This is a genomic window from Bacillus sp. JJ1773 (genome assembly GCF_036962035.1).
Classification (GTDB): domain Bacteria; phylum Bacillota; class Bacilli; order Bacillales; family Cytobacillaceae; genus Cytobacillus.
The window spans coordinates 1-8762 of the sequence record NZ_JBALNX010000111.1 but is presented as its reverse complement, the minus strand read 5'-3'; the positions used below and the strand labels follow the sequence as shown (position 1 = coordinate 8762).

General features: G+C 38.8%; 7 protein-coding genes. All 7 read right to left on the bottom strand.

The genetic code is table 11. The features are described from left to right. Positions 1-90: 90 nt before the first annotated feature. The 7 genes from V7127_RS23945 to V7127_RS23915 all read right to left on the bottom strand — a co-directional run bounded on the left by V7127_RS23945 (position 91) and on the right by V7127_RS23915 (position 8619). Positions 91-1107: an ABC transporter ATP-binding protein gene (locus V7127_RS23945; RefSeq protein WP_335345654.1), complete on the bottom strand. Its 1017-nt coding sequence runs from the start codon at positions 1105-1107 to the stop codon at positions 91-93. Further along, positions 1085-2071: an ABC transporter ATP-binding protein gene (locus V7127_RS23940; RefSeq protein ID WP_335345655.1), complete on the bottom strand. Its 987-nt coding sequence runs from the start codon at positions 2069-2071 to the stop codon at positions 1085-1087. Before V7127_RS23940 ends, V7127_RS23945 begins: the two co-directional genes overlap by 23 nt. Before the next feature lie 17 nt (positions 2072-2088). Beyond that, the gene (locus tag V7127_RS23935) at positions 2089-2946 is read right to left on the bottom strand and encodes an ABC transporter permease (protein ID WP_335345656.1); all 858 of its coding nucleotides are present in this window, start codon (positions 2944-2946) and stop codon (positions 2089-2091) included. Positions 2947-3002: 56 nt separating this feature from the next. After that, complete coding sequence (locus V7127_RS23930; protein ID WP_335490537.1) at positions 3003-4025, bottom strand: ABC transporter permease; 1023 nt, start codon at positions 4023-4025, stop codon at positions 3003-3005. 20 nt (positions 4026-4045) lie between these two features. Then, positions 4046-5626: an ABC transporter substrate-binding protein gene (locus tag V7127_RS23925; RefSeq protein WP_335345658.1), complete on the bottom strand. Its 1581-nt coding sequence runs from the start codon at positions 5624-5626 to the stop codon at positions 4046-4048. A gap of 2 nt (positions 5627-5628) precedes the next feature. Next, the gene (locus tag V7127_RS23920) at positions 5629-7683 is read right to left on the bottom strand and encodes a prolyl oligopeptidase family serine peptidase (RefSeq protein WP_335345659.1); all 2055 of its coding nucleotides are present in this window, start codon (positions 7681-7683) and stop codon (positions 5629-5631) included. Between the two features lie 288 nt (positions 7684-7971). Beyond that, positions 7972-8619 (bottom strand): GntR family transcriptional regulator, encoded by a 648-nt coding sequence (locus V7127_RS23915; RefSeq protein ID WP_335345660.1) that lies wholly within the window; start codon positions 8617-8619, stop codon positions 7972-7974. Positions 8620-8762: the final 143 nt, after the last annotated feature.

The following is an 8762-nucleotide window of genomic DNA, read 5'->3' as shown; positions in this document are numbered from 1 at the left end:
ACTTTCACCCTAGAGATTACACCCATGCCGGGCGCACCACAAAAAGCCTTGCACGATAAACTATCCTGCAAGGCTTTCTATTTGTCATCCTTAAAAGAAACAACTGTAAATATGGTCGTTGTCCTTCTTCACATAGTCAGGATAGGATTCACGACATTTACTTGTCGCTTTGAAGCATCTATCCGCAAAATAACATCCCGGTCCTGGATTTACAGGGGTAGGAGGCTCTCCATCTATCCGGATTGGGTCTTCATTTTCATTAAAATCGATCGAAGCACAATTTGAAATCAAAGCTTGTGTATAAGGGTGCTGAGGATTATGAATTACATCTTCTGTGTCTCCCATTTCTACGATTCTTCCTAAATACATGACTGCTATTTTATCTGAAATATACCTAGCTGCCGCGATATCATGGCTGATGAAGACCATGGCGGTATCATTTTCCTTTGTCAGCTTGATCAACATATTGATAATGTCGGCCCTAACTGATAAATCCAGCATCGATACAGGCTCATCCGCTACCAAAAAAGTCGGATTCAATAACATCGCTCTCAAAATAGAGATTCTTTGTAATTGCCCTCCTGACAATTCATGTGGATACCTAGCCATAAATTCCTCTCCAGGTTTCAATCCAGCATTTTCAAGGGTTGTCCTACAAAGTTCAAAACGCTCCTTTTGTGAAGATCCAATTTTATGAATCTCCAACGGCCTCATCATTAATCTTCCTATTGTATGGCCCGGAGGAAAGGTGTCAAAAGGATTCTGGAAAATCATTTGTAAATTACGTTTGAATGACTTCTTATCTTTTTTAATCAGTTCGGCTGACGAGGACCCATTAATCAAAATATCTCCGTGCGTCGGTGTTTCCAAATGAATAAGTACCTTCCCCAATGTCGATTTTCCACAGCCACTCTCACCGATTACCCCTAATACTTCACCTTTAGCCAGTTTAAAACTGACTTTATCAACGGACTTCACCCAATTTTTAGGTCGTAAAAAAGAAGATCTTTGCTCGAACCATTTGCTTATATTATTTACTTCTAAAACGTTTTGTTCTTCTCTTTTTGTGTTATCCGTTATCGGTTTAGTTCGCTCTTCTGTTTTCATAATATTCACTCCCATGCATATGACAGGCAGACCGTTGGTTCGAACCGACTTCATAGTCCTTCGGAGTAACATTTCGACAAATATCCTTTGCGAAATCACATCTTGGTGCAAAAATACAACCATTTTGCCTTTCTGATAAATCAGGCAGAAATCCTCTAATTCCAGTCAGTTGCTTTTTTTCACCTTTTAACGAAGGAAAGGAATTCAGTAACCCTTGTGTGTACGGATGGGCAGGCTTCGTTAATACGTCCTTAACATTGCCGACTTCCATTACTTTTCCCGCATACATGACGACCACTTTATCACAAGACGTAGCAACAACGGAAATGTCATGTGTAATCATCATTCTCGTCATTTTAATTTTTGTTTCAAGCTTTTTAATTTCCCTCAAAATCTGCCCTTGCGTGACAACATCCAATGCTGTCGTTGCTTCATCCAAAACAATGAATGACGGATTATGAATAAGGCTTAAAGCGATGGAGACCCTCTGCAGCATCCCACCGGATAATTCATGCGGATAAAGGTTGTATACTCGGTCAGATAAGTTTACCATCGTAAAGAGTTTTAGAATTTTCTCTTTGATTACTTTTTTATTTTCATTCGGCTCATGGACTCGATAAATATCCTCTAGTTGACCGCCGATTTTGTGTATCGGGCTGAGGGCATTCATTGATTTTTGGAACACGACCGATATTTCTTTCCACCTAATCTCCTTGTAATCTTTTAAACTCATACTTAAGATGTCTTTTCCTTGGAAATTAATCGTGCCTGATACATCTGCTTTTTTCTCAGACAAAAGCCTGAGAACCGCCATTGCAAGCGTTGATTTTCCAGATCCGCTTTCCCCGACAATCCCTACGGATTCGCCTTCTGCGATTGACAAGGAGACATCGTTAACTGCGTAGACCTTTTCCTTTCTGCCTGTGTATACAACATTTAAGTTTTCTATTTCTAAAATATTCACAACGGAGCTCCTCCTAACTATTCACCTTTACGTTTAGGATTCAGCAAAGTATTCAGACCATCACCAATCAAGTAAAAGCTAACGACTAGAATAACTGTCGCAAGACCGGAGAAGGTAGAAATCCACCAAGCTGATGTCATATAAGCCTTTCCATCAAAAATCATTTGACCCCAGCTGATTAAATTCGGATCTCCTAATCCTAAGAAGCTCAAACCTGCTTCTGTCAATATTGCCCCCGCAACACTAAGTGTCGTGTTGGCAATAACGGGAAAAATGCCATTTGGAATGATATATTTAAAAAGAATAGAGACATGATTTTCTCCAATTGTATCTACACTTTGGATAAACACTCGCTCCTTAAGACTAATCGCTTGGACCCTCATAAGGCGGGCATTGCTCGGCCATGAAGTCAAACCAATTACGATCATCACATTTAGCAAGTTACTGCCGAATAACGCAACAACGATCAAAATTAAGAAGAAAGATGGAATCATTAAAAAGACATTGATGATTTCCGAAATAATTCTGTCCGTTTTTCCACCGAAGTAGCCAGCTGCAGCACCGACCAGCGTACCAATAACACCAGAGATGAGCGCTGAAACCAATCCAATCAAAAGCGATGTTCTTGCCCCATAAAGGATCATGCTGTAAATATCTCTTCCCAAGCCATCCGTTCCAAGCCAGTGATCCTTGCCAGGGGGCTCCAATAAATCATCACCTAATACATATGGATCATGAGTTGCAAGCAAGGGTGCAAATGCAACAACTAGTAAGATGATGAATAAGATAAAAATTCCTGATCTAAGAAGTGAATTTTTTTGGATCGCTGAGAACGACTTTTTAAAGATGGCATCGTTTCTTTTTACAAGTTCCATAAGTCTTTTACCCCTTTCTGAACTACTTTTACATCTGTAGAATCGTATCGGCCCAATTACTTATACCGAATTCTTGGATCGATAAAGGCGTAAACGACATCAGTTACAACCATCATGACAGCAATCGAAACAGACATAATTAAATAGATTCCCATAAGCAACGGGTAGTCTCTGCGCATAATGGCGTCTAACATAAGCCTTCCTGTACCGGGCCATGAAAAGACGATTTCAATTAAGGCCGAACCGGAAACAATATAAGCAAGGGTAAGACCGAATACAGTAACTGTTGGAAGCAATACATTTTTCAAAACGTATTTATTGAAGATTTTCCTCTCACTCATACCAGTAGCCATGAAAGTCGTGACAAAATCCTCGGATTTTACTTGCAGTACGGTGGTCTGTGCAATTTTAAAATAGGTAGGAATTTGAATAAGCGATAGCGTAGCGACAGGTAACACTAAATGCTTCAATATATCCGTATAATAAGGCAAGCCCGTATAATTACTTCGTAAATCCATCATTCCGGAAGTCGGAAGGACATTTAGCCATGAAGCAAAAATCATGATAAACATAATGGCCAACCAGAACGAAGGCATAGAATTAAAAATATACGCCCATCCGGTGATGACCTTATCCCTTTTCGAGCCGTAATGCTGACCGGCATAGAGTCCTAATGCTGTTCCAATAATAAGGGCTATAACGGCTCCAGTAAGGGCCAATAACAAGGATGGACCCATTGTCGCAACAATAAGTTTCATGACTGGTTCATTATAAAGAATGGATTCTCCGAAATCTCCCTTGACCACGTTTTTTAAATAAGATAGTAATTGAATATGGACAGGCTGATCCAAGCCATATTTTTTCTGCAGTTCGCTTATCATTTCTTCAGATGGATTATCTCTTCCCGCTAAAATTCGTATCGGATCACCGGGGGCTGCATGCATAATGAAGAAACTGATGGTCATGACTGCTATAACTGCCAAAAACCCAGTGGATAAGCGTTTAATAATAAACTGTCTCAAATCGTCATACCTTCTTTCTGTATGAACATCAATGGCAATGTAAAAATACATTGCCATTGGTAGATTAATAGAAATACTTACTTGGCCGTATCTAAGATGGAATACTCTGCCGCCGCTACTTCACCGATTCCGTCATCAATCGGGTGACCGGAAATATAATCTTTCATGACAAAGATATACATCCATTCTGTTAACGGAATGACAGGGAAATCTTCAGACATAATTTTTTGGACTTCTTTGTAAATAACTGCACGTTCATCTTGATCCGTAACGCGTAAACCTTCTGCTAGCAGGTTATCTATTTCTGGATTACTATAATTCATCAAGTTCATAGAACCTTCTGTACCTACACGAACAAATAAGCCTTCAGGATCGATGCCATGGTTGCCGCCTAAAATAGTAATTTCATAGTCACCGCTACGGACTTTTTCATCCCATGCAGAGTACTCAAGAGAGGAAATTTTCGATTCAATACCAATTTCCTTTAAATTTGCTTGTACAACTTTAGCCATATCTGCAAAAACCGGGAATTGGAAGATTAGGATTTCCAGGTCTTTTATTCGAACGCCGTTGCTATCAGCGGTTAACCCAGCTTCATCAAGTAATTGCTTCGCTTTTTCAATATCTCTTTCTGGCATGAGATCCTTATCGTTATAAGCCCACTCTACCGCTGGAGTATAAAAGCCTTCTGCCCTCCAGCCATATCCTTTATGCGCTTTTGCTACCAATTCGTCCCGATCGATTGCAAGGGCTAAAGCTTCACGAACCCGAACATCATCCCATGGCTTCTTCGCTGTATTTGCTATCATATATTGTCTTGAATTGGAAAGAGTTTTAACTATTTTTACATCGTCTCGTTTCTCTAATCCCGGTACAGCTGCTGGTGTAATCGCTGAACTGTAGTCAATGACGTCTACTTCCCCATTTAAGAACGACTGTACGACTGTATTTTCGTCTGGGATAACAGAGAAAATTAGCTTATCAAGTTTTGGTGCCCCGCGGAAATAATCTTTATTCGCTTCCAATACAAGACTTACACCACGATTATGTTCTTTCAATTTGAAAGCACCTGTCCCAACTGGATTTTTATTGACCGGATTGGTTACCCAGTCTGTTCCTTCATATAGGTGGGAAGGCATGATCAATGCACCAGATAGAATACTTAAAATCGCTGCATTCGGCTCTTTGAGATTGATCACGACCGTGTCATCATCTGGCGTCTCGATATTGTCAATAGAACCAAGCTGGTTAACGATAAATCCTTTTTCTTTAATGATCGTATCAATGGTCCACTTTACATCTTTGGATTTAAACGGCTCGCCATCATGCCATTTAACTCCCTTAAACAAGTGAAATGTATACTTTTTCCCATCTTCTGAAATATCCCAAGTCTCAGCAAGATCCGGTAAGATATTATAACCGTCATCAATTTTCACTAAAGAATTCATGATATTGGCTGTGATGTACCCAGATCCGCCATCTCCAACATTCGGGTTAAAATGAACCGGGTCAGATCCTAATGCAATAACAACGGACTTTTCACCTTTTTCAGCCTCATTGCTTGCTGGTTTACTAGATTCTACTAACGGATTGGATTTACTGCAGCCGGCAAAGACTAGCATGATCGCAAGTATTGGAAAAATCAAAATTTTCTTCACGGTCAACTCTCCTTAAAAATGATATTTAGTTCTTTAAATAAAAACGTGTACAAATCAACTTCCTCTTCAATTACTTTGGATAGTGGCTTTCCTTGCCCGTGACCAGCATTTTTCTCAACTCTTAGGATGATTGGGTTATTTCCACTTTGTGCTTCCTGTAAAGTAGCAGCAAATTTCTTTGCATGCATCGGCACAACCCGGTCATCGGTATCAGCAGTAGAAATAAGGGTAGGCGGATACTCTGTACCCTTTTTGACATTATGTAAGGGTGAGTAGCTATACAAGAACTTAAAATCATGCTCGCTTTTTTCCGCATTACCAAACTCCGTTGTCCAAAAACGGCCTACTGTGAAACGCTGGAAACGCAGCATATCTGTCACAGGGACTAAGCATAGTGCCGCTCCGAATAATTCAGGGCGTTGCGTTATACATGCCCCAACTAGAAGCCCACCATTACTTGCACCCATAATGGCCAGTTTGTACGAATTGGTATAGTTTTCTTGAATAAGCCATTCCGATGCAGCAATAAAATCATCAAAGCTATTTTGGCGTTTTTCAAAAAGTGCTGCCCGGTGCCACTCTTGTCCATATTCCCCGCCACCACGGATATTTGCGACTGCGTAGATGCCTCCTTGCTCCATCCACATCTTTTGCGATGGAGAATAGGATGGGGTCATACATGCGGTATAGCCGCCGTATCCGTAAAGTAATACCGGATTATCTCCGTTCAATTCCAGCCCTTTTTTATAGGTAAGGAACATCGGAACAATCGTTCCATCTTTTGAAGGGTAAAATACTTGCTTTGTTTCAAATCGTTCAGTCGATTCGCTACCTTGCTTGTAGAAAACATTCATCAATTTTCCGGTTTCGAAGTCATATTTTATTACCTTCAACGAATGGAGGAAGGATGTATAGCTGACAAACATTTCAGATGAAGTGCTTGTCCCTTTAACATCGTTGATTGTAATAAAGTTCGGAAGTGGCAACTCGATTGGTAAACTTCCATCCTTCTCATAAATGGTCATTTTGTAGTGGGCATCATGCATAGTACAAACGATGAACTTGCCGTTCAACATTTTACTGAAGGCAATTGGATCTTCTTTCTCAGAAACTAGCTCTCTCCAATTTTCCTGTGCAGGATTTTCCAAATCTACAGATATCAATTTCCCTTTTGGTGCATAATCATTTGTTTCGAAATAAAATGTTGACCCATCATTGCCTAAGAAAGTGAAGTACGCAGGGACCTTTTCAATTACAGGCTTAAAGATATCGGAACCAGTCAGATGTTTATAATAAATTTCATTTATTGGTTCCGTCCCATGAGTTACATGCAAGATAAGATATTGATGGTCTTCGGTAATAGACGGATAAAATATACGCTCTTTACGATCCGGCTCTTCATAGATCAATTCATCTTCTGTCTGTGAAGTGTTCACCTGGTGAAAATAAACGCGATTATAATAACTGTCCTCTCCAGGATTCACTGTCGAGGGATCAGGATATCGATTATAGAAAAAGCCTGATGAATCCCCACTCCAAGCAAAGCTTGAAAACTTGCACCATTTTAACGTTTCAGGGTAGTCCAAGCCCGTTTTAAGATCTTTGATTTTTACATCTTCCCAATCACTTCCGTTATAGGAGACAGCATAAGCCATCAACGTTCCATCTTGATTGAATGAAATGTTCATAATGGCAGCAGTACCTTCATGACTTAGCTGGTTAGGATCCAAAACCACTTCAAATACATTATCTTCCAATGATAAAGTACGATAGTAGACAGGTTGATTTTGGAGACCGTCATTCTTGAAAAAGTAATAATAATCTCCTTTTTTCTCCGGTGTTGAATATTTCTCATAATCATAGAGCTCTTTGAGCCTCTTATTAATACTTTCCTTTTGAACCTGGCCATCTAATAATGCTCGAGTTCGCTCGTTTTGCATCTCTGTCCACTTTTTGGTATCTGGAAGAGTTTCATCTTCCAGCCAACGATAGGGATCTGCTACTTCAACACCGAAAAAGTTTTCAATAACATGATCTTTTCTAATCGTTTCTTTCAATTGAAATCCCCCTCTCAATTTGTTAAACTCCTATTCCCTGTTGTTAGAATTCCCCAAAGGACAACATGAATCTAGTTTTTCGTTATTTGAAGTTTCTTCAACAGGATTTACCTTCTAGTAAATATGCTGATTATCCAAAGTTTTTATGACTTTAACATTCCCCCTCTCAAGTATCTATGCGTTTCAGATGTTTTTTGATCATATCTCTTTACAGAAACTGCATTCTATAGGATTTGAATAGTTAAAAAATTACAATTATTTATTTAAATAACTGCTAAAAAGGATTCTTTAAATAGATTTAAATGGATTTGCCGATCTTATATAATGACGTTTAATTGAATTTTTTATTTCTTCTTTATCTCCAATTTTAATCGTATTCAAAATTCTTTCATGGGCGGGACGCTGATCTTTAGAATCTGCTAACTTCAAATTATATGTTGAGGTAAAAATGACAACATTCGCACTCCAGAATGTTGACCATACATCGTAAAGCCTTTCATTTCCTGATTCCTTAATTATTTTTGTATGGAAAAGCTCGTCCAATTCAACTAGACGATAAATTTCCCTTTCTTTTGAGGACGCATCCATTTCCTCGAGTAAGCTATCCATTTCTTGAATCGTTTCCATTTTATATTTACCATCACAAATATCCACTGCCAGCATCTCCAAATGTGCTCTAATTAAATAAATATCTTCTACCTCTTTGGCATCAATTGTCCGGACAGTACATCCTTTATTGGATTTGTATTCAATCAAACCCTCGTGCTCAATTTGACGCAGTGCCTCTCTAATCGGGCCCCTACTAATTTCCAAATCCTTTGCAATTTCTGATTCAATAATTCTACTTCCAGGCAATAATTCACCTTTAATAATTTTATTTCTAATGATGGTTACAACATTATCCTTTAAAGTTGGGTACACAATTTTGTTGTTCATACCAATCTATCCATCCTTTAGTCATTTACAGTAGACAATCGTTAAAATTGTAGATTGTCAACAATCTACAATTTCAGTAATTAAAAGCATTATATAATAGAAAAAATGACAAAACAATACATAATAACTGAATTGTTTTAAAA